The 18578-nt window shown below is 61.5% G+C and carries 18 protein-coding genes; 12 read left to right on the top strand and 6 right to left on the bottom strand.

Going from position 1 to position 18578, the window contains the following annotated elements:
* Positions 1 to 92: 92 nt before the first annotated feature.
* The 3 genes from EDD52_RS07680 to EDD52_RS07670 all read left to right on the top strand — a co-directional run bounded on the left by EDD52_RS07680 (position 93) and on the right by EDD52_RS07670 (position 3469).
* Positions 93 to 1187: a carboxynorspermidine decarboxylase gene (locus EDD52_RS07680; protein ID WP_132243721.1), complete on the top strand. Its 1095-nt coding sequence runs from the start codon at positions 93 to 95 to the stop codon at positions 1185 to 1187.
* A 66-nt stretch (positions 1188 to 1253) separates the two neighbouring features.
* Positions 1254 to 2489: a saccharopine dehydrogenase family protein gene (locus tag EDD52_RS07675; protein ID WP_132243510.1), complete on the top strand. Its 1236-nt coding sequence runs from the start codon at positions 1254 to 1256 to the stop codon at positions 2487 to 2489.
* 74 nt (positions 2490 to 2563) lie between these two features.
* Positions 2564 to 3469 carry a LysR family transcriptional regulator gene (locus EDD52_RS07670; RefSeq protein WP_132243508.1) on the top strand — a complete coding sequence of 302 codons (906 nt, stop codon included), beginning with the start codon at positions 2564 to 2566 and terminating at the stop codon, positions 3467 to 3469.
* 73 nt (positions 3470 to 3542) lie between these two features.
* On the opposite strand, the gene EDD52_RS07665 is transcribed toward EDD52_RS07670, so the two are convergent.
* The 4 genes from EDD52_RS07665 to EDD52_RS07650 all read right to left on the bottom strand — a co-directional run bounded on the left by EDD52_RS07665 (position 3543) and on the right by EDD52_RS07650 (position 6492).
* The gene (locus EDD52_RS07665) at positions 3543 to 4571 is read right to left on the bottom strand and encodes a DUF3618 domain-containing protein (protein ID WP_132243506.1); all 1029 of its coding nucleotides are present in this window, start codon (positions 4569 to 4571) and stop codon (positions 3543 to 3545) included.
* The gene (locus EDD52_RS07660; protein ID WP_132243504.1) at positions 4561 to 4965 is read right to left on the bottom strand and encodes a phage holin family protein; all 405 of its coding nucleotides are present in this window, start codon (positions 4963 to 4965) and stop codon (positions 4561 to 4563) included. The genes EDD52_RS07665 and EDD52_RS07660 overlap by 11 nt, the downstream gene beginning before the upstream one ends.
* Positions 4965 to 5438, bottom strand: a complete 474-nt coding sequence (locus EDD52_RS07655) for a hypothetical protein (RefSeq protein ID WP_132243502.1) — start codon at positions 5436 to 5438, stop codon at positions 4965 to 4967. Before EDD52_RS07655 ends, EDD52_RS07660 begins: the two co-directional genes overlap by 1 nt.
* 283 nt (positions 5439 to 5721) lie before the next feature.
* The gene (locus tag EDD52_RS07650) at positions 5722 to 6492 is read right to left on the bottom strand and encodes an SDR family NAD(P)-dependent oxidoreductase (protein ID WP_132243500.1); all 771 of its coding nucleotides are present in this window, start codon (positions 6490 to 6492) and stop codon (positions 5722 to 5724) included.
* A gap of 280 nt (positions 6493 to 6772) precedes the next feature.
* On the opposite strand from EDD52_RS07650, the gene EDD52_RS07645 reads away from it, so the two are divergent.
* The gene (locus tag EDD52_RS07645) at positions 6773 to 7942 is read left to right on the top strand and encodes a pyridoxal phosphate-dependent aminotransferase (RefSeq protein WP_132243498.1); all 1170 of its coding nucleotides are present in this window, start codon (positions 6773 to 6775) and stop codon (positions 7940 to 7942) included.
* Positions 7943 to 7957: 15 nt separating this feature from the next.
* Positions 7958 to 8905, top strand: coding sequence for a 2-hydroxyacid dehydrogenase (locus EDD52_RS07640; protein ID WP_132243496.1), 948 nt, complete (start codon positions 7958 to 7960; stop codon positions 8903 to 8905).
* A gap of 103 nt (positions 8906 to 9008) precedes the next feature.
* Here the strand turns inward: EDD52_RS07640 and EDD52_RS07635 are convergent, their stop codons facing one another.
* Positions 9009 to 9854, bottom strand: a complete 846-nt coding sequence (locus tag EDD52_RS07635) for a fumarylacetoacetate hydrolase family protein (RefSeq protein WP_132243494.1) — start codon at positions 9852 to 9854, stop codon at positions 9009 to 9011.
* Positions 9851 to 10567 carry a GntR family transcriptional regulator gene (locus EDD52_RS07630; protein ID WP_132243492.1) on the bottom strand — a complete coding sequence of 239 codons (717 nt, stop codon included), beginning with the start codon at positions 10565 to 10567 and terminating at the stop codon, positions 9851 to 9853. Before EDD52_RS07630 ends, EDD52_RS07635 begins: the two co-directional genes overlap by 4 nt.
* A gap of 214 nt (positions 10568 to 10781) precedes the next feature.
* Here EDD52_RS07630 and EDD52_RS07625 point away from each other — a divergent pair, with 214 nt between their 5' ends.
* From EDD52_RS07625 to EDD52_RS07595, 7 genes are all read left to right on the top strand, one after another.
* The gene (locus EDD52_RS07625; protein ID WP_132243490.1) at positions 10782 to 11795 is read left to right on the top strand and encodes a TRAP transporter substrate-binding protein; all 1014 of its coding nucleotides are present in this window, start codon (positions 10782 to 10784) and stop codon (positions 11793 to 11795) included.
* A 135-nt stretch (positions 11796 to 11930) separates the two neighbouring features.
* On the top strand, positions 11931 to 12713 hold the full coding sequence (locus tag EDD52_RS07620) for a TRAP transporter small permease subunit (protein WP_243651872.1): 783 nt from the start codon (positions 11931 to 11933) through the stop codon (positions 12711 to 12713).
* A complete protein-coding gene (locus EDD52_RS07615) occupies positions 12713 to 14308 on the top strand; it encodes a TRAP transporter large permease (RefSeq protein ID WP_132243486.1) in 1596 nt (531 codons plus the stop codon). The genes EDD52_RS07620 and EDD52_RS07615 overlap by 1 nt, the downstream gene beginning before the upstream one ends.
* A gap of 107 nt (positions 14309 to 14415) precedes the next feature.
* Positions 14416 to 15906, top strand: coding sequence for a UxaA family hydrolase (locus EDD52_RS07610; protein WP_132243484.1), 1491 nt, complete (start codon positions 14416 to 14418; stop codon positions 15904 to 15906).
* A 74-nt stretch (positions 15907 to 15980) separates the two neighbouring features.
* Positions 15981 to 16937, top strand: coding sequence for an NAD(P)-dependent oxidoreductase (locus EDD52_RS07605; protein WP_132243482.1), 957 nt, complete (start codon positions 15981 to 15983; stop codon positions 16935 to 16937).
* Positions 16934 to 17659, top strand: coding sequence for an SDR family oxidoreductase (locus tag EDD52_RS07600; RefSeq protein WP_132243480.1), 726 nt, complete (start codon positions 16934 to 16936; stop codon positions 17657 to 17659). Before EDD52_RS07605 ends, EDD52_RS07600 begins: the two co-directional genes overlap by 4 nt.
* 7 nt (positions 17660 to 17666) lie before the next feature.
* Positions 17667 to 18578 carry a DMT family transporter gene (locus EDD52_RS07595; protein ID WP_132243478.1) on the top strand — a complete coding sequence of 304 codons (912 nt, stop codon included), beginning with the start codon at positions 17667 to 17669 and terminating at the stop codon, positions 18576 to 18578.

Genomic DNA, 18578 nt, shown 5'->3' with positions numbered 1-18578 from the left:
CCGGGCGTCGTGCCTCTCAGCGCCTTGCCCGGCAGCGGCAAACGACCTATATGGCGAGGCTCCTGCCAGCCGGTCCGAGGGCGAGTAACATGCTGCAAACACCCTATTACCTGATCGACAAGTCGCGGCTGCTGCCAAACCTTGAAAAGATTGCGCATCTGCGCGAGGCATCCGGCGCCAAGGCGTTGCTGGCATTGAAATGTTTCGCCACATGGTCGGTCTTCGACATGATGAGCGACTATATGGATGGCACCACCTCCAGCTCTTTGTTCGAGGTAAAGCTGGGACGCGAGAAATTCCCCGGCGAGACGCACGCCTATTCCGTCGCCTGGGCGGAACATGAGATCGACGAAACGCTCGCCAATTCCGACAAGGTGATTTTCAACACCGCGGCCCAGCTTGGCCGTTTCGAAGAGGTCAGTCGCGGCCATACCCGCGGGTTGCGGGTCAATCCCGGCGTGTCGACATCCGGCTTTGATCTGGCCGATCCCGCGCGCCCCTTCAGCCGGTTGGGCGAACACGATCCGGCGGATATTGAACCTGTGGCGGACCTCATCAGCGGCTTCATGTTCCACAACAACTGCGAGAATGAGGACTTTGACCGGTTCAACGAGATGCTCGGCCTGATCGAGGCGCGTTTCGGCCACCTGATCCGCCGCATGGGCTGGATCAGCCTTGGCGGCGGCATCCATTTCACCGGCGAAGGCTATCCGCTGGACAGGCTGGCGGAGCGGCTCAAACGCTTTGCGGGCGAGAATGAGGTGCAGGTCTATCTGGAACCGGGCGAGGCCGCGATCACCAATTCGACCACGCTGGAAGTGACGGTGCTGGACACGCTTTTCAACGGCAAGGACCTGGCCATCGTCGACAGTTCGATCGAGGCGCATATGCTGGATCTGCTGATCTACCGCGAAAGCGCCAGGATCGCGCCGAATGACGGGCCCGAAGAGTGGATGATCTGCGGCAAGTCCTGCCTTGCCGGCGATATCTTTGGCGAATTCCGGTTTCCCGCGCCGATCAAACCCGGCGACAGGCTTTCGATTCAAGATGCGGCGGGTTACACAATGGTCAAGAAAAACTGGTTCAATGGCGTGAAAATGCCTGCCATCGCGATCCGCGAGATGGATGGGACCACGCGGCTGGTCCGCGACTTCACCTACGAGGATTTTGCGGCAGCCCTGTCGTGACCCTCTAGCCCGGGCGCAAAGAGTAGCGCGCCACGATTTTCCTGCGAACAAAAGGGGTTCTGTCTGTTGAAAAAGAACGTTCTCATCATCGGGGCCGGGGGTGTTGCCCAGGTCGTCGCGCATAAATGCGCACAGAACAACGACGTGCTGGGCGACATTCATATCGCCAGCCGGACCAAGGCCAAATGCGACGAAATCATCGCATCGGTGCATGAAAAATCCGCGATGAAGCAAGACGGCGTCATTGCTGCGCATCAGCTCGACGCGTTGAACCTTGCCGCGGTTGTGGCGCTGATCGGCGAGACCGGCGCGCAGATCGTGATCAACGTGGGCAGCCCATTCGTCAACATGACGGTGCTGGATGCCTGCATCGAAACCGGTGCGGCCTATATCGACACCGCGATCCACGAAGAACCCGACAAGATCTGCGAAACCCCGCCGTGGTACGGCAATTACGAGTGGAAAAAGCGTGATCTCTGCGCCGAGAAGGGCGTGACCGCGATCCTTGGTGCTGGCTTTGATCCGGGTGTGGTCAACGCGTTCGCCCGCTTTGCCGCTGACCAGATGGACGAGGTCAGGAGCATCGATATCGTTGACATCAACGCAGGCTCTCACGGCAAGTATTTCGCAACCAATTTCGACCCGGAGATCAATTTCCGTGAATTCACCGGGACGGTGTATTCCTGGCAGAGCGGCGCATGGCAGGAAAATGCCATGTTCGAGGTTGGCCGCGAATGGGATCTGCCCGTGGTGGGCAAGCAGATGGCCTACATGTCGGGCCATGACGAGGTGCATTCGCTTTCGGCCAACTATCCCAAAGCCGACGTCCGGTTCTGGATGGGTTTTGGCGAGCATTACATCAACGTCTTCACCGTGTTGAAGAACCTTGGGCTGCTGTCCGAACAACCCGTCAAGACCGCCGAAGGGCAGGTAGTCGTTCCGCTGAAGGTGGTCAAGGCCGTACTGCCTGATCCCGCCTCGCTGGCGCCGAACTACACGGGCAAGACCTGTATCGGTGATCTGGTCAAAGGCACGAAAGACGGCCAAGAGGTCGAGCTTTTCGTCTATAACGTCGCCGATCATGCCGAGGCTTACAAAGAGGTTGGCAGTCAGGGCATCAGCTACACGGCCGGGGTTCCGCCCGTCGCGGCGGCGATGCTTATCGCCACTGGTGAGTGGGACGCGAAGACGATGAAAAACGTCGAAGAGATGGACCCCAAGCCGTTCTTCACGCTGCTTGACCGGATCGGTCTGCCGACCCGCGTGCGGGACAAGGATGGCGACCGCGCCTGGGACGCGTGATCTGAGACAGGGCAGGGCGGCGCGTCCGCCCCTCGCCTCTTTTGTTCCGCACGGCCTTGCGCCAGAGTGTGGCGATGATTGCAAAACTCGAAATGCTGATTGCACTGGCGCGGACGAAGCATTTCGGCCGCGCGGCAGAGCATCTGGGCATCACTCAGCCAACATTGTCCGCCGGCATCAAGCAGTTGGAAAAACAGCTTGGGGTGCAATTGGTCCTGCGCGGCTCCCGATTTGGCGGGCTGACGCCGGAGGGGAAACGCGCGCTGGTCTGGGCGCGGCAAATCGTTGGCGACACGCGGCGCCTGCGCGATGAAATGCGCTTTCGCCGCGAAGGGCTGTCAGGGCTTTTGCGGATTGCGGTGATCCCCACGGCGCTGACCTGGGCCTCGCGTCTGGCAGCAGAGTTCAACCGGGTACATCCGCAGGTGGAATTCACCATCCTCTCGCGGTCTTCGGCCGATATTCTGGAGATGCTGGAAAACCTCGATATCGACGCGGGCATTTCCTATCTTGATAACGAACCGCTGGGCAGGGTGTCGAAGGCATTTCTGTACACAGAGAATCACACGCTGATCTGCCCTGCGGATCATCCCCTCGCAGACCGGGCAGAGCTTGACTGGGCCGAGGTCGGGGCGCAGCGGCTATGCCTGCTGACGCCCGACATGCAGAACCGGCGCATCATCAACAAGTTACTGAATGACGCGGGCGTGGCGCCGGTGACCGGGTTCGAATCGAACTCTACTGTGGTGCTGGTCAGTCAGGTCCGCGAGGCGGGCCTGTGCGCCGTATTGCCCGAAGATCTCGCGCGGTTTCTGACCCTCGGGCGGGATCTGCGCATGATCCCCATCGTGCAGGGCGAACCGGGGCATTCTGTTGGTCTTGTGGCGCAATACCATGATCCGCACACCCCGGTGTTGCAGGCCCTGCTGGACGTTGCGGCGAAGCTGTCGCGCAGGCACGAAGCGCCCGTCGACCGGTGATCGAAACCCTTGCAGAGCAAGAAAAAACCCCCGGAGCGATGGCGCCGGGGGTCGGGGTCTTACAAAGATCTTGTCAGTGCGTCGTCTTGCCCAGATCTTCGTTCTTGGCGGTGGTCTTGGCCGCCTCTGCCGCGCGGTTTCCAGCCTCTTCCACGGCATCCTTCACGTCGGATACAGAGGGGTTGCCGGTCTTTTCCTTCAGCGTGGCCTTGCCTTCCTCATAGGCGGCGCGGCCCGCGTCCAGCGCCTTGCGGCTCTCTTCTTCCAGCACGCGCTCTGCCTCGGACAGGAAGCGGTCGGAATGAGACCCGAAGGCGCGGTTTTCCCGCTCTGTCCGCTGCAACATCGCACCGACAGCAGCGCCACCGGCCAGGGCCAGAGTGCCGACGATCAGCGGATGCTCTTCATAGAAGCTGCGGGCGCGGCTGGCGCCTTCGGTCGCGGCATCCTGAGCGCGGCGGCTCAGCACATAGGCACGCTCGCGGGCTTCGACGACGCGGGCGCGCGCCTCGGTGCCCAGATGCTCTGTTCCTTCGGCAAAACGTGCACGAAGGCGCTCGGCCTGAGCTTGCAGACGGGCCCGACGCAGGGCGACGGCTTCGCTGATCTCTTCGCCCTTCGCGCGGGCGGCGTCGCGCAATTCGTCAACGCGGCTTTGCGAAACCTGCGGCGTGTCGTCTAGATCCGCCATCCATGCGGGGGAGCGCCTGTCCATTACGGGCGTGGCCCTTACGGTGCGCCCCTGAACCGGCGCACCGGTCGCGCTGTCGCTGTCACCGCCCGAGCCGGGCAGATTGTCACGAACACGCCGGCCCAGATCGCGGCCTTTGCCGCCCAGCCGTTCGCCGCCGCGACGGATATCGCCTGCGGAGGGGCCGGTGTTGGACAAGGCAAGCGCCAGTCCTGCGCCAACAAGTGCCAGCGCCAGAGGGTTGCGCTTTGCAACCGATACGGCGGCGGTGCCCAGATCATTCGCAAGTTCAGATGCGTTTTGCAGGGCGTGTTCGGGCGACAAGCGGTCACCCAGATCTTCCAGCGTCGCCCCAAGGCGGGCACGACGGCGTTCGAGGTCTCGTTCGAGTTCATTTGAATCAACCGACATGGGTTTTCTCCTTCATGACTTGTGCGTCCTTGCGGACATTGTTCGCGGTACGCTCGGGGGTGAGCGATGTATTCTTGACCTTGGCCAACCCGGACTTGATGAGCACGAGCGCGACCAGCGCGAGGACCGCGCCAACGGCGAGCGCTGCGTAGCCCGCGTGCAGCCCGTATGCGATCAGTCCGAAGATGGCCGCAGCGGCGAGCGCGTGCAGGGCGACAAGCACCACCACAACGCCCGCGACGACCATCCCCATGGCAGATCCGACGGTCTGGGCCTTCTCGGACATCTCGGCCTTCAGCAGGTCGACCTCTCCCCGAAACAGGCCGGAGATCTGATCGACAAGCGATTGCAGCAGGGCCGTTGTCGAGGGTCTGCCGTGATCGTCATGCGGCATCAGCTATACTCCGGCCAATCTTCGGACAGGGTATCGGCGTTTGGTGCCGTATTGTCCGAAGCCTTCAGAAAGCGCGCCCCGGCAAAGCCGAGAAGCGCTGCCGCGCCGAGAAAGGCAACCGGTTGGCGGCGGGCATAGCCTGCCAGCTCGTCAACCCCTTGCCGCAGGTCCGCTGTCGCGATGTTGTCGGACAGGTCGGCAATCCCGTCAGCAACACGCGACATCGCCTGTTCCTGAATGGTGCCATCCTGAAGGTCACGCGCGGCCTTGCGCAACGCGCCACCCAGGCTGCCGACCTCGTCTGCCACACGTTGGCGCGCTGCATTGGCTTGCTGCTGTGCAATCCGCTCTGCTTCGCCACGCACGTGATCGACCGTGCTGCGGGCGTCTTCCTTGATCTCTTCGGCCGCGGCTTTGACCTCGGCCTTGGCATTCTCAAAGTCCTTGTGGACGGTGTTACCTTGCGTCGCCATATCCATCCTCCTGAACGTCCCGCAGATTGGGTTCATGCGGGGTCTTCGCAGCGACCATCATGGCCGCCCATTACAGGAAGAAGAGCGCAGAGAGCGCATTGGTTCCATGATCTGACACAAGAAACGCGAGAAAACCACAGATTGCGAAAGACGTGCGGTAACTGGCGAAAACAAGGGAACCGATGCCGTTTTCGCGCGTTGTAACACGCGCCGACATGCTCAATGCTGTCGTGCCGCGCAACGGCCGATCTGCGTGGGTATCAATAGCTTTATTGGTCTCGGATCAGCCCGTCATACCCACGCCGCCATCCACGACCAGCGCCTGACCCGTCATCATCCGGCTCGCATCAGAGGCGAGAAAGAGCACCGGTTCCACGATGTCGACCGGGGCGAGGTGCTCTTTGAGGCACATCAGCGCCATATGCGCGTCGAGCTTTTCCGGCGTCGCCCATTTCTCCTGCTGCTTTTCGGTCAGAACCCAGCCCGGCGCCAATGCGTTCACCCTGATCCCGTCGGGCCCGAATTCGCGCGCAAGGCTGCGTGTCATGCCGTTGATGCCGGAATTAGCTGTCGTGTAACCGGGCATGCCGGTCGCGCCCATCAGGTAGCTGACGGAGGTGAAGTTGACGATAGATCCGCGTCCTGCGGCCTTCATCGCGGGAAGCACCGCCTGTGCGGCAAAGAAATAGGATTTCAGGTTGATCGCCTGGCACCAGTCCCAGAATTCCTCGGTCACGTCGAGCGTGTCGTGCCGCAGATCATTGGCGGCATTGCTCACAAGGATGCGGGCCGGGCCCTGCATCTCGGCGGATTTGGCGACAGCGTCCCGGATCTGGGTGACATCCGTCATGTCGCAGGGCAGGTAGATGGGGCGATTGCCGGTGGCCGCGGCCATTTCCTCACAAAACGGGTTGCCATCCGACCGCTGCACGAAGGTCACGCGCGCGCCCTGTCGCAGAAAGCCTTCGGTCAGCGCCGCACCGATGCCAGAGCCACCGCCGGTGATGAACACGCTGGCCCCGTCAAGATCGTGATAGCTGCTGGACAATTTCATGGGTCTGGGCCTCGTCGTCATGAACCCCGATCTTGCGGGGCAATGGTTTGGGGAGGGGCGAAATCGCGCTGACTGTGCCGGGTGCCCCTTTGCTTGTCAACGCCACGGCAGGCCCCCTTTTGCGGGCACAGGATTGGCGGATGGTGCGCATTTGTCCGCAGTCGCGATTGCCGCGCCGATCCACTTGGTATACCAAAACCGCGGAGAGATGCCCTGACCCGTGCCGACCCGTCCATCAGGTGGGAGGCGCCGCGCCCGGGCGAATGTGGGAGGCCCCTTGATGACCCAATTGAAATTCGCCGAATCGCTGAGCCGACTCGGCACCGAATCCGCCTTCGAAGTCCTGGCGCGTGCCGGAAAGCTTGCCGCAGAGGGGCGGGACATCATCAATCTGGGCATTGGTCAGCCGGATTTCCGCACGCCCGAACATATCGTGGAGGCGGGGATCAAGGCGCTGCGCGACGGCCATCACGGCTATACCCCGGCCAATGGTCTGCTGCCGCTGCGCGAGGCGGTGACTGCCGACCTGCATCGCCGCCACGGGGTCGAGGTCAATCCCGACAACGTCGTCGTCGTGCCCGGCGGCAAACCCACCATGTTCTTTGCCGTGCTGATGTTCGGGCAGCCGGGGGTAGAGATCATGTACCCCAACCCCGGCTTCCCGATCTACGAATCCGTCATTCGCTATTCCGGTGCCACGCCCGTGCCGATTGCGCTGGAGGAAAAGAACGGCTTTGCTTTCTCGGCAGATGCGCTGCTGTCGCAGATCACTGATCGCACGCGGCTCATAATCATCAACTCCCCCGCGAACCCCACTGGCGGGGTCACGCCCAAGGAAGAGATCGACAAGCTGGTTAAAGGGCTTGAGGCACACCCGCATGTCGCGCTGATGTCCGACGAGATTTACTCCAACATGCTCTATGGCGGGCGCGAACATGTCAGCCTGCTGCAATATCCCGAAATTCGTGACCGGCTGATCATGCTGGATGGCTGGTCCAAGACTTATGCGATGACCGGCTGGCGCCTTGGATATGCCGTCTGGCCGGATGCCTGCGTGGACCATGTCACCCGGCTTTGCATCAACGATCATTCCTGCGTCAATGCGGCCACGCAATTTGCCGGGATCGCGGCGCTGAACGGCCCGCAGGATGCGGTGCGCGAGATGGTTGCGCAATTCGATGCCCGCCGCCAGGTGATCGTTGATGCGCTGAATGGTCTGCCGGGGTTTCGCTGCCCGGATGCTGCGGGGGCCTTCTATGCCTTCCCCAATATCGAAGGCACCGGCATGACCGCCCGCGAGGCGCAGGACCGGTTCCTGAACGAAGCAGGCGTTGCGACTGTTGCTGGCACCAGCTTTGGCAAATGGGGAGAGGGCTACCTGCGCTTTTCCTACGCCAACTCGACCGAGAACATCCAGACGGCGATCGAACGCATCGCCGCAATACTTTAAAACAAGAGGTTTTCCATGTCTGATCCCGTCCTTCTGATCTCTGGCGCCGCGTTCACCGACGAAGAGCGCGCCCGGCTTGAGGCATCGATGCCATTTGCCTTCGTGTCAGGCCCGCCCGACATGGCCGCGCTGGAGGAGGGCACGCGCAAAAGCATCCGCGCGATTGCTTTCAAGGGGCATCATGCGCTGACCGGGGCAGAGATGGACCTGTTCCCGAGCCTGGGCGTGATCGCCAATTACGGCGTGGGGTATGATGCCATCGACATCGCTGCCGCCACCGCGCGCGGGATCAAGGTCACCAACACGCCAGACGTGCTGAACGATGATGTGGCTGATCTGGCCGTGGCGATGCTGATCGCCCAATGCCGCAACATGGTGGCGGGCGATGCGCTTGTGCGTTCTGGTCGCTGGTCGGCGGGCGAAAGCTTTCCGCTGAACCGCCAGATGAGTGGCAGCACGGTCGGCATTGTCGGGCTGGGCCGGATCGGGCGTGAAATCGCCAACCGGCTGGCCGCGTTCAAATGCGAGATCCACTACACATCGCGCTCCGAAAAAGAGACCCCCGGGTGGACCTATCACAGCTCGCCGGTGGAGATGGCGAAAGCCGTCGACGTCCTCGTGGTGGCTCTGGTCGGGGGCAAGGAAACGGAAGGGCATGTCTCCAGGCAGGTCATTGACGCGTTGGGCCCGCGTGGCATCGTCATCAACATCTCGCGCGGCAGCACGATTGACGAAGGGGCGCTGCTTGACGCGCTGGAAGAGGGCCGGATCGCGGGCGCGGGGCTGGACGTTTTCCTGAACGAGCCGAAGGTCGATCCGCGCTTTCTGAAGCTCGACAATGTGCATCTTCAGCCGCACCAGGGCTCTGGCAGTGTGGAAACCCGTCGCCGCATGGCAAAGCTGCAATTGGCGAATATCGAGGCGTTTCTTGCCGGTGAGCCGCTGCAGACGCCGGTAAACTGACCGTCGCTTGAGTGGTGAAACGTAAGGCGCGCGGGAACGAAAGTTCCCGCGCGCCGGTCGGATCGGGCGCAAGCCTGATCCGAAGCTATCAAAGCGCCACGACCTATTCGGCTGCGGTGGTTTCCTGCCGTTGCGCGCCAAGGCCCACCACTTCGACTTCCATCACATCGCCGGGGCGCAGGAACCGCTGAGGTTTCATGCCCATACCCACGCCCGAAGGGGTGCCGGTGGCAATAATGTCGCCGGGAACGAGCTTCATGAATTGCGACATGTGCGAAATGCACTGCGCGACCGTGAAGATCATGTCGGACGTGTTGGAATCCTGCACGACCTCGCCGTTCAGGGTCAGCTTCACATCAAGGTTCTGCGGATCGCCAACCTCGTCCGCGGTGACAAGGTAGGGACCGGTCGGGCCGAATGTGGGGGCGGATTTGCCCTTGATCCACTGACCGCCGCGTTCAATCTGGAAAGCGCGTTCCGACACATCGTTGATGGTGCAATAGCCCGCCACGTAATCCAGCGCGTCGGCCTCTGACACATAGAGGCACTCGCGCCCGATCACGACGCCCAGCTCAACCTCCCAGTCGCCCTTCTCAGAGCCGCGCGGGATGATCACCGGATCGAACGGGCCCGACAGGGCAGAGCTTGCCTTGGAAAAGATGATCGGCTCCTTGGGGGGCTCTGCGCCCGTCTCTGCGGCATGCTTGGCATAGTTCAAACCGACGCAGAAGAAGTTCGGCACATTGGCAAGACAAGACCCGATCCGGCCCGGATCGTTCACGATGGGCAGGCTGGCCGGATCGATCTGGCGCAGCGCCTCCAGTTCGTCCAGCGACACTGTCGGCCCGGCAAAATCCGCCACATGCGCCGACACGTCCCGGACATTGCCATCTGCATCCAGAATGCCGGGTTTTTCCTGTCCGACGGGGCCGAACCTGAGTAGTTTCATTTCTCTTCCTTTCGGGGTTGGTCATGGGGGTCGCTTTGCGTGCCTTCAGGGATGGGCCCCTCACCGGCGTCGCGCGCGTGGAAGTAATCTCCGATGTTTACAACGAGATGTTCCAGATGTTCTTCGATATCACGGGTGATCGCGGTCTCGTCGCGCGTTTCCAGCGCGGCCACGATCTGGCCGTGTTGGCGCAGCACCCTGTCGCGTGCCTTGCGTCTGCGGGCAGACAGGAACCGGGCCCGCCAAAGCCGCTCTAGATAGCTGCGGTGGGTCTCTGCCAGCGGCAGGTTATGCGAGGCCTGCGCAATGGCCACGTGAAACGACATGTCGACCTCGAACAGGTCAACCGGGTCGGTATAGTCGTAGATTGCGCTGAAATGTTCGTGGATGCCGCGAATCCCTGCGATCTGGTCAACTGTCGCGTGGCGGCAGGCAAGTTTGCCGGACAGAACCTCAAGCGCGGAAAGAACCGCAATCGCGTCGGTCACTTCCTTCAGCGTCGGATCGGCCACCACCGGGCTGCGCGAAGGGCGCAGCAAGACCAGCCCTTCCTTGGCGAGGATGCGGATCGCCTCGCGCATCGGCGTGCGGCTGACGCCGAGCTCTGCCGCGCTGTCGCGTTCCTTGATCTGGGCACCCGGTGCCAGCGTGCCGCGCAAGATGTCCCGGCGCAGCGAAGCGGCGATCTTCTCGGGCAGGCTGTTGTCAGTCATCAGTCTCTTTTCCAAATCAAAGCCGAGAAAATCGCATTCGTTTCAAAGAACTGCGGGTTCGCGCAAGCTTTGTTTCAATCTGGTATACCAAAAATGATTGATTGTCGATAACGACATCGCTAGCGTGCCTGTAACTGGTTACGACCAGCTGGCGTGTCGCGGGCCATGATCGCGGCAGAATAAAAAGCAGAACATGTCTTTTAGGGAGGAAAACATGAAGATTGCTCAGATGATGAAGACGGCTGCCGCGGCCGCGCTGATTGCCGGAACGGCAAGCGCACAGGATGTCACCCTGCGGATCCAGACCCATTACGCGACCGAACACCCCACCGGGCAGATGTTGACGCAGTTCATCGATGACGTGCAGGTCATGTCGGGCGGCGAGATTGCCATCGAGATGTTCTATTCGTCCTCTGTCGTGGCGACCACGGAAACCTTCGATGCCGCGATCAACGGCATTCTGGATTGCGACGCCACCGGTGGTGCCTACCAGACGGGCAAGAACCCCGCTTTCCAATTCGTTGGCGACATCATGGGCGGATATGAAACCCCCTGGCAGCAGTATAGCTGGCTCTATCACGGCGACGGTTACGAGGCCGCGCAAGAGCTGTACAACGCGCAGAACATGCAACTGGTCGGCTGGTCGATCTATGGCCAGGAATCGCTGTCCTCCTCAAAGCCGATCGCCGGTTTCGAGGACGTGAAAGGCTGGAAGTTCCGGTCGCCCCCGGGCATGGAAACCGAGATTTTCGAAGAGCTTGGCGCCTCCCCGATCGTGATGGATTTCACAGAGATTTTCACCGCGCTTGAGACAGGCATCATCGATGGCGCCGACGCGTCCGGCCTTGCCAACAACGTGGGTCTTGGCCTGTATGACATCGTGAAGCACGCGACCTATCCGGGCTTTCACTCCATGCCGTCCGACCACCTGGCATGTAACCTCGATATCTGGAACGGTCTGAGCGATCAGCACAAGCGCATCATCGATACCGCCTGGCAGAAGCTGGCCTTCCAGATTGCGCTGTCCAACGAAAAGCTGAACGCCGAGGCTGCTGCACAGCTGACAGCCGACGGTGTGACCTTGTATGACTGGTCGCCCGAAGACCGCGCGACATTCCGCAAGGCCGCGCAGACCGCATGGGCCGATTGGGGTACACGCTCGCCCGAGGCCGGCAAGATCCTTGAAAGCCACATGGCCTACATGAAGCAGCTGGGCCTGGTCGAGTGATCCGAAAGGCTTGACCGCAAGGTTTGGCCATATTGGACAAGGCGGGTCCCTCAGAGCAGGGGCTCGCCCTTTTTTCACCTGACAAGTTAGGGGGGGCTGACTTCGATGCAGAACAACAGTCTGTGGCTGGGCTCCATGAGGCGGCCCATCAAATTGGCGATGATCGGTTTCAGTGCGCTGACCGCACTTCTTTTCGTCTGGCTCGCGATCAACACGATCATTTCCGAAGACGCCATCGGCATGCACGAGATGATCCGGCCAGCCGGTCGGCCCGTCGTTACTGTGATGCTTTTCCTGATCATCGCGACCCTGCTTTCGGCGTCGCTTTACCTGTCTGACACGAAGGGCGTGATCGAACAGGAACCGAGCGGTTTCTTCGACATCATCTCCTTGGTCTGTTCGCGTCTGGCGATGATCGCTGTCGGGCTGATCGTGCTGGTGATGTTCTTCGAGGTGGTGTCGCGCTACGTGTTTTCAAGGCCGACGCTCTGGGCGAACGAGCTTTCCTTGTGGATCGCGTCCTTCGTCTTTTTGCTGGCCGGGCAATACGCGATGCAGCAGCGCAGCCATATCCGGATCTACGTGGTCTACGACATCATGCCCCGCTGGATGCAAAAGACGGCCGATGTCATCTCTGTCGGGTTGATCTGCACGTTTACCCTGGCTTTGGTCTGGGGTGGCTATAACGACGCGCTGCGGCGCTTTCTGCGGATGGAGACGTTCGGCACCGCATGGGATCCGCCCATTCCCGGCACTGTCAAACCTGCGATCCTGTTCATCATCGTGCTGGTCACGATCCAGGCGGTGTCCAACCTGATTGCCGACTGGAACAAGGCGCCAGAGCATCATTCCGCAGCCGATGACATCGACGAGGTGGAGATCGAGAACATCCGCCGCACCCTTGAGGGAGACAAGTAATGGTCGATATCGGGACACTCTCCCTGATACTCTTGCTGGGCATGTTCGCGCTGCTGGCAATCGGTATGCCACTGGGGTTTGCCTCGGCTTTCCTGGCCGTGGTGACGCTGGTGCTGAAATTCGATGTCGACATCCTGTTCCGCACCTTCGGGCAGGGGCCGCTATCTGTTCTGGGGCAGGCGGTCTACCGGCAGATGACGAATTACGTGCTGATCTCGGTGCCGTTGTTCATCTTCATGGCAGCGCTGCTGGAACGATCTGGCATCGCGCGGGACATGTATTCCTCGCTTAACGTCTGGCTGTCGCGGACGCGGGGTGGCATCGCGTTTGTAACCTCGATCATGGCGGTCATCATGGCGGCGATGTCCGGCATCATCGGCGGTGAGGTCGTTCTGCTGGGTCTGATCGCGCTGCCGCAGATGCTGCGCCTTGGCTACAACCAGAACCTCGCCATCGGGACAATCTGTGCCAGTGGCAGCCTGGGAACAATGATCCCGCCCTCGATCGTGCTGATCTTCTACGGTCTGGTGACAGAGACTTCGATCAAGGCACTGTTCACCGCGTCATTCCTGCCGGGCTTCATGCTGGCGTCGTTCTTCATCCTCTACATCTTCATCCGCACGCAGCTGGACCCCTCTCAGGCCCCGCTTCCGCCGGACAATCCGGATGACCCGAAGGGGCGCGAGAAGGGGCTGCTTTTCCTTGGCTTCCTGGCGCGTTTCGGCATGTGGATCACCGCCGTGCTGATCCTGCGGGCGCTGTTCTTCACCGCGACAAGCGCCAATGTGGTGACGGAAGGGGTCGATCCGATCTTCCTTGGCATGGTCAGCGATCTGCCCTGGCTGATCGGCGCTTTCGTCCTCTTCGCCATTGTCGTCTTTGTCGTCGTCGGGCGCGAACGCACCGCGATTGGCTGGGAAATGGGCAAGGGTCTGATCGCGCCAACCGTTGTGATCGGCGTTGTTCTGGGCTCGATCTATGGCGGGATCACAGGGATTACCGAGGCGGCCGGGATGGGCGTCGTCGCGGTCTTTGTCATCGGCGCGCTTCGCCGCGAGATGAGCTTTGAGATCGTCTGGGACAGCCTGATGCGCACGCTGAAATCCACCGGCACGATCATCTGGGTGACCATCGGTGCGGCAGCGCTGGCGGCGGCCTACACGCTTGCAGGGGGGCCGACCTATGTGGCCAACCTGATCGTGGGGGCGGATATGCCGACGATGGGTGTCATCCTGGTGATGATGTTCATCTTCCTGATCATGGGGATGTTCATGGATTGGGTCGGGATCGTGCTGCTGATCATGCCGGTATTCCTGCCCATCGTGGTGCGCCTTCCGGCGGAAGAGATCGGCTTTCTTGGCCATGTCGACCCGCGCTATGTTCCGATCTGGTTCGGCGTGGTGTTCTGCATGAACATGCAGGTCAGTTTCCTGTCGCCACCTTTCGGGCCCGCGGCCTTCTACCTCAAATCAGTTGCCCCGCCAGAGATTTCGCTGACCGATATCTTCAAGGGCTTCCTGCCGTTCATTGCCATCCAGTTGATTGCATTGTCGGTCTTGCTGATCTGGCCGCCGATTGTCACACTCTTCTTGTAGCAAGGTATAGCGGTACCATCCGGCCCGGCGATCTCGAAACGCCGGGCCCCTTTTTCAAAAGACCTTCCGGGCCTGATTTCGGCCCGTTTTCCGTGTGAGGACACAACATGAAAACCGTTCGACTGTCGCCCGAGGACAATGTCGTCACCGCCATCTCGCCGCTCGCGGTGGGGGATGAAGGGGCCACGACCCTGATCCCGCGGGGGCACAAGATGGCGGCGGTGGCGATTGCGAAAGGCGCGCCTGTCACCAAATACGCGCAAGTGATCGGATATGCCGCCGAAGACATCGCGCAGGGCGCGCATGTGCACACCCACAACCTTGAATTTCGCAACGTCGATACGGAATACGAATTTTCCACCAACCTGCGCCCCGTCGCCCCGGCAAAGATGCGTGATACGTTCATGGGCTATCGCCGTCCCTCGGGGCGTGTTGGCACGCGCAACTATATTGCCGTTCTGACATCGGTAAATTGTTCGGCCACCGCGGCGCGCAACATAGCCGCCCATTTCACCGAGGAACGCCTTGCGGCCTATCCAAATGTCGACGGCGTCGTGGCTTTCGTGCATGGCACGGGCTGTGGCATGGCCGGGTCCGGTGACGGGTTCGAGGCGCTGCAACGCGTGATGTGGGGCTATGCCCGCAATCCCAATGTCGCCGCCGTGCTGATGGCGGGGTTGGGCTGCGAGATGAACCAGATTGACTGGCTGATCGAGGCCTACGGCCTGGTGCCCGGCCCGCTGTTCCAGTCGATGAACATTCAGGACGTCGGCGGCCTGCGCAAGACGGTCGAGCTTGGCATCAGGAAGATCGAAGCGATGCTGCCTCTGGTCAACGATGTGCAGCGCGAGGAATGCCCGGCCTCCGAGTTGATGGTCGCGCTGCAATGCGGCGGTTCTGACGCGTGGTCCGGCATCACCGCCAACCCGGCGCTGGGATATGCCTGTGATTTGCTGGTCGCGCAGGGGGCAACGGGGGTTCTGGCCGAAACGCCCGAGATCTACGGCGCAGAGCATCTTCTGACTGCCCGTGCTGCGGACCGCGAAACGGGGGAGAAGCTGATTGGCCTGATCCGCTGGTGGGAGGATTACACCCTGCGCAACAAGGGCAGCATGGACAACAACCCCAGCCCCGGAAACAAGAAGGGTGGCCTGACCACCATTCTGGAGAAATCGCTGGGTGCTGCGGCCAAGGGCGGGACGACGCCGCTGACCGGCGTTTACAAATATGCCGAGCCGGTGACAAAGCCCGGTTTCGCCTTTATGGACAGCCCCGGCTACGATCCGGCCAGTGTGACCGGGCAGATCGCATCGGGCTGCAATCTTGTGACCTTCACCACCGGGCGCGGATCTGCGTTCGGGGCAAAACCTTCGCCGTCGCTGAAGATCGCGACGAATACCGAAATGTATACCCGAATGACCGAGGATATGGACATCAACGCGGGCCGTATCCTTACTGATGGGGCCAGTGTCGAAGAGGTCGGGCGCGAGATTTACAAAACACTTTTGCGGGTGGCCAGCGGAGAGCAGACAAAATCCGAGGCACAGGGGCTTGGCGACTACGAGTTTGTCCCCTGGCAGATCGGCGCGGTGATGTAGAGGCCCCGGGTCAGGCCCGGGGCAGGGCGCGACAACCGCCACCCGTTCCCCCCTGTTCCGGCATTGGTCCTGTGATGAATAGATTTCCCCGCATCCATAGGTGCAGGGGAGCATGGTGGCGGCAAGAAAACATGGAGAAAGACATGAGCAAACCAAGCATAGGTTTCATCGGACTGGGCCTGATGGGCGCGGCCATGGTTGGACGGCTTCAGGACATGGGCTACGGCGTGACGGTGATGGCCAACCGGTCCCGCAAGGCGGTGGATGCGGCTGTGGCGCGCGGCGCGGCAGAGGCTGAGACCGCCGCCGCTTTGACGGCGGTCAGCGACATCGTCATGTTCTGCATGGACACGTCTGAGAGCGTTGAAAGCCGCGTCTACGGTGCGGGCGGCGTGCTGGAGGGGCTGCGCACCGGGTCTGTGGTGATTGACTTCGGCACTTCATTGCCGGGTTCGACCCGCAAGATTGCCGCTGACGTGGCGGAGCGCGGCTCTGCCTATCTGGACGCGCCTCTGGGCCGCACGCCCGCCCATGCCAAGGACGGGCTGCTGAACATCATGTGCGCGGGCGACGAGGCCGCGTTCGAGCGGGTGAAGCCGGTGTTGGAGGATCTGGGTGAGAACGTCTTTCACCTGGGCGCATCCGGCGCGGGCCACACGATCAAGCTGATCAACAACTTCTTCGCCATGACAACCGCCTGCGCCATGTCCGAGGCCTTTGCGATCTGCGACGCCGCAGGCATCGGGCGAGAGACGATGTACAGCGCGGTTTCGGCCGGGCCGCTCAAATCCGGAATGATGGAGTTCATCCACAATTACGCCAAGGACGGGCAGATCGATCTGGCGTTCTCTGTCGCCAATGCCAAGAAGGACGTCGGCTATTACCGGTCTATGGCCGAAGGACTGGGTGCCACGTCGCGCATGTCGGGGGCTGCGGATGCGACCCTTGGCGAGGCGGTCTCTGAAGGGTTCGGCGACCATATGGTGCCCGAAATGGTAGATTTCCTGAGCAAGAAGATGACCACCAAATGAGATTGGAAGGCAAACGCGCCTTCATCACGGCGGCAGGGCAAGGTATCGGCCGCGCCATCGCCGACGCCTATTTGCGCGAGGGTGCCATCGTGACAGCGACAGATCTGAATGCCGGTCTACTGAAAGGGCTGGACGGCGCGACGTGTTTTGCGCTGGATGTCACCGATAAGGCGGCGTTGCAATCTGCGGTGGTCGAAGCTGCCCCTGACATTCTGGTGAACTGCGCGGGCGTGGTGCATGCGGGATCGATTGCAGATGCGACGGACGCGGAATTCGACGTTGCCATGAACCTCAACATGCGGTCGCAGTTTCACGCGATGCAGGCAGCGTTGCCGGGCATGGTCGACCGTGGCGGCGGATCGATCATCAACATCGCCTCCGTCGCCTCGACGGTTCTGGCGGCACCGAACCGGTATCTTTACGCGACATCGAAGGCGGCGGTCATTGCGTCGACGAAAGCCGTCGCGATCGATTACATAAGGCAAGGCATCCGCGCCAATGCGATCTGTCCCGGCACGGTCGATAGCCCCAGCCTGCACGAGCGCCTGAAGGCCACGGGCGATTACGACGCGGCCAAAGAGGCATTCATCGCCCGCCAACCGATGGGCCGTATTGGCCTGCCGGAAGAGATTGCGCATCTCGCGGTGTATCTGGGATCGGACGAAAGCAGCTTTACCACCGGACAGGCGCATGTGATCGATGGTGGGTGGGCCAACGGTTGAAACCCGAATGAGCGTCTTGAAACCGAAAGAAGACCGGCCGGGACTGGGGCTCTTGCTGATGGCAATGGCGGTGCTGGGCTTCACCTGCATCGACACGTCTGCCAAATGGCTGATGCTGTCGGGGCTCGCGGTGGTGCAGGTGGTTTTCCTGCGCTATCTCGGCCACTTCATACTGTCTCTGGTGGTGTTCCTGCCAACGGAAGGGGCCGAAGCGCTTCGTTCCAAAAGTCCCAAATTGCAGATGGCCCGCTCTGCCTGTCTGCTGGGCAGCACCGCGCTTAATTTCGTGGCACTGCAATTCCTGCCGATCACCGTAACGACCGCGATCATGTTCAGCATGCCGGTCACGGTGACGGTCCTGTCAGTGCTGCTGCTGGGCGAGACGGTGGGCCTGCGGCGTGTGCTGGCGGTGCTGGTGGGGTTCTGCGGCGTTTTGGTTGTGGTGCAGCCCTGGGGAGTAGATTTCCACCCTGCGATCTTTCTGTCGCTGGGGGCGCTTTGCTGTGCGTCGCTTTACTTCGTCATGACGCGGATGCTGGCGGGCAAGGAATCCAACGCCACCAGCCAGATCTGGTCGAGCGGTCTGGCGGCGCTCTGCATGCTGCCTCTCGTGATACATCACTGGCAATGGCCCGACAGTACCGTAGGCTGGGTGGTGATGGGGCTGATCGGGACGTTTGGCTTTGGCGCCCATGCGGCGGCGACCGTGGCGCACAGGCTTGCCGATGCGTCGCTGCTGGCGCCGATGAATTACCTTCAGCTGATTTCCGCCTCGGCGGCCGGGGTGCTGGTCTTTGGCACCTGGCCCACGATGTGGACGCTTGCGGGCGCGCTCATCATCGTGGGATCGGGGCTGTATATCTGGCGGCGCGAACGGCGGCTTGGTCGCGAGGCGCGCCAGACACCGCCGGTTCGCTGA

The sequence above is a fragment of the Primorskyibacter sedentarius genome, assembly GCF_004342065.1.
GTDB lineage: Bacteria > Pseudomonadota > Alphaproteobacteria > Rhodobacterales > Rhodobacteraceae > Primorskyibacter > Primorskyibacter sedentarius.
Note: the sequence above shows the minus strand (reverse complement) of the source record. Positions and strands in the feature narration are given on the sequence as shown.

Excerpts from the sequence above, each read along its gene's own strand:
- EDD52_RS07670 (WP_132243508.1), top strand. The coding sequence starts at position 2,564 with ATGATTGCAAAACTCGAAATGCTGATTGCACTGGCGCGGACGAAGCAT.
- EDD52_RS07665 (WP_132243506.1), bottom strand. The coding sequence starts at position 4,571 with ATGTCGGTTGATTCAAATGAACTCGAACGAGACCTCGAACGCCGTCGT.
- EDD52_RS07660 (WP_132243504.1), bottom strand. The coding sequence starts at position 4,965 with ATGCCGCATGACGATCACGGCAGACCCTCGACAACGGCCCTGCTGCAA.
- EDD52_RS07655 (WP_132243502.1), bottom strand. The coding sequence starts at position 5,438 with ATGGCGACGCAAGGTAACACCGTCCACAAGGACTTTGAGAATGCCAAG.
- EDD52_RS07650 (WP_132243500.1), bottom strand. The coding sequence starts at position 6,492 with ATGAAATTGTCCAGCAGCTATCACGATCTTGACGGGGCCAGCGTGTTC.
- EDD52_RS07645 (WP_132243498.1), top strand. The coding sequence starts at position 6,773 with ATGACCCAATTGAAATTCGCCGAATCGCTGAGCCGACTCGGCACCGAA.
- EDD52_RS07640 (WP_132243496.1), top strand. The coding sequence starts at position 7,958 with ATGTCTGATCCCGTCCTTCTGATCTCTGGCGCCGCGTTCACCGACGAA.
- EDD52_RS07635 (WP_132243494.1), bottom strand. The coding sequence starts at position 9,854 with ATGAAACTACTCAGGTTCGGCCCCGTCGGACAGGAAAAACCCGGCATT.
- EDD52_RS07630 (WP_132243492.1), bottom strand. The coding sequence starts at position 10,567 with ATGACTGACAACAGCCTGCCCGAGAAGATCGCCGCTTCGCTGCGCCGG.
- EDD52_RS07625 (WP_132243490.1), top strand. The coding sequence starts at position 10,782 with ATGAAGATTGCTCAGATGATGAAGACGGCTGCCGCGGCCGCGCTGATT.
- EDD52_RS07620 (WP_243651872.1), top strand. The coding sequence starts at position 11,931 with ATGAGGCGGCCCATCAAATTGGCGATGATCGGTTTCAGTGCGCTGACC.
- EDD52_RS07615 (WP_132243486.1), top strand. The coding sequence starts at position 12,713 with ATGGTCGATATCGGGACACTCTCCCTGATACTCTTGCTGGGCATGTTC.
- EDD52_RS07610 (WP_132243484.1), top strand. The coding sequence starts at position 14,416 with ATGAAAACCGTTCGACTGTCGCCCGAGGACAATGTCGTCACCGCCATC.
- EDD52_RS07605 (WP_132243482.1), top strand. The coding sequence starts at position 15,981 with ATGAATAGATTTCCCCGCATCCATAGGTGCAGGGGAGCATGGTGGCGG.
- EDD52_RS07600 (WP_132243480.1), top strand. The coding sequence starts at position 16,934 with ATGAGATTGGAAGGCAAACGCGCCTTCATCACGGCGGCAGGGCAAGGT.
- EDD52_RS07595 (WP_132243478.1), top strand. The coding sequence starts at position 17,667 with ATGAGCGTCTTGAAACCGAAAGAAGACCGGCCGGGACTGGGGCTCTTG.